Origin of the sequence: Kineococcus esterisolvens (genome assembly GCF_050871405.1) — a bacterium.
Lineage (GTDB): Bacteria > Actinomycetota > Actinomycetes > Actinomycetales > Kineococcaceae > Kineococcus.
The window spans coordinates 1-1,967 of record NZ_JBJLRI010000143.1 but is presented as its reverse complement, the minus strand read 5'-3'; the positions used below and the strand labels follow the sequence as shown (position 1 = coordinate 1,967).

General features: G+C 70.5%; 1 protein-coding gene. It reads right to left on the bottom strand.

Features of this window, described 5'->3' with window-relative positions; genetic code table 11:
* Positions 1–329 precede the first annotated feature (329 nt).
* On the bottom strand, positions 330–1,373 hold the full coding sequence (locus ACRYR8_RS21115) for a hypothetical protein (protein ID WP_432486227.1): 1,044 nt from the start codon (positions 1,371–1,373) through the stop codon (positions 330–332).
* Between the last annotated feature and the right edge of the window lie 594 nt (positions 1,374–1,967).

Genomic DNA, 1,967 nt, shown 5'->3' with positions numbered 1-1,967 from the left:
CACGAGCACCGGCCGCACTGAGCGCAGGCTGTTGAGTTGGTCCAGTAGGGGGACCAAGAGCACCCCCGCGGCGCAGTCCCAGCGCAGGTTCCGACGCCCCCGACGTGCCGCACGCGCCCCGCGCCGGCCGTGCTCGACGCTTCGCGCCGTGCGCGCGGACGGCACGCGCCCCGCACTGGCCCGCCGACGGCTTCCCCGGAGTCAGCAGCAGGCCCCAGGCCGTGCCGGAACAGCACGAAGAGCCCGACCGCACGGAGCGATCAGGCTGAGGGTGGAGCGGTGCGTGACGGGACGCCCGACGACCTCGTTCCTCGGCCGCCGGCCACTGGCTACGGGTCGCCGGCCGCCGGCGGAAGCTCGTCGGCGATGGCCGGCTGGACGTCGAGGACCAGGCCGTCAGCAGCGGCAGCGCGGAGACGGGCGGCGTAGCGGCGACGCTGCGCGAGGACCGCGGCGCGGTGCTCCTTCATCCGGCAGCCGAAGCCCTGAGATTGCGACCAGGCGCGATAAGTAGGTTTTCCCTTAATCTCGCCAGTTGTTTTATCGAGCTTTTCCCACGGGATTTCCGCGCGAGTGTCGGCGCATTTCGTGACGTATTTCGTGGCATAAGCAGCAGCGCGCATGCCGTCCGGGCCGTCTTCGATCCGGTCCACCCTGACGTTGCAGCCGAACCCAGCAGCCATCGCAAACCGTTGCACTACAACAGGATCGAGCGGAGCGTCACTGGACACGAGGACGTGGAAGTGCAGGGCCATGCGGCCCTTTCCCGACAGCCGGCGCTTCCCATCCTGGGGCTCGACACCCCGGAAGAACTCGAAACCCGGATACTCCCGAGCAAGAGCCGTGCGGAGATGGTTCCACCGTTCACCGGCCGTGCCGTTCCAGGCGGCCAGGCCGTCGGGCATCGACTTCTCACAGCCGCAGACCGGCCGCTCGTTGCGGGGGCCACGCGGAGTCCAGAGCACGTCCCAGCGGAGATGCTCCGGCGTCTCGCCCGGCGCCAGGACGGTGAGCAGCGTCAGCACGCGGCCGGAGCGCAGCTGGGTCAGGACACCCGTGTGCGCGACGCGCCGGACCTCGCGGCGGCGACCGGCCGAGCATGCCTGGCACTTCGACCCAGCCTGCCGACAAGGCAGCAGCACCGGGCGGTTCTCCCAGCGGTTCCAGAGCACCATCGGCTGCTGGCACGGACCATCCGGCGTCAGCGGCGACGGCGGCAGGTCAGCGTGGACGAGTCCGTACTCCCGCAAGGCCCGGTAGACGCGGACAGATCCCTTGCGCCCCAACACTTTCCACTGACGAGCGGCGTGCTGCTCCTCGGCGTGCCGCAGCGTGTCAAGGGAACTTGCGGCGGGTAGGCTGGCATCAGCCATCGACGGGCCTCCTACGCCCTCGGTGGGGAGAGCCGTGGGGTCCTACGCCCAAGGCCCTCAGGAACCCCCTCGCCCGGCAAGGCGGGGGGGTTCCCTCGTTCACGGGCGATCTTGCCGGGGGACGCTCAGGGCACCGGCAGGACACGCCGGGAAGAGGTCACCGATCCGCGCAGGCAGCTCCGGAGTCAGCTCGTCATCGAGCAGCCACCCGGTCGTGAAGACGACGCGCGGGGAGGGCCAGAGGCCCGCCAGGGCCATCTTCCGGCGAGCTTCACGGAAGAGCAGCGGAGAGGGCTTGGGACAGGGCTGAGCAGGCACGACAGGCTCCAGAGCAGGCAGGACGAAGGGTGTCCGCCTGCCGGGGCTCGCTCATGCCCGGCCCGTCCAGTCCAGCAGCCACGTCTGTCGGGCGAACGACAACGCAGGGCGAAAAGGTCCCGCAAGGCGGGAGCTGCTTCCAGGATCGGCACGAGCACCGGCCGCACTGAGCGCAGGCTGTTGAGTTGGTCCAGTAGGGGGACCAAGAGCACCCCCGCGGCGCAGTCCCAGCGCAGGTTCCGACGCCCCCGACGTGCCGCACGCGCCCCGCGCCGG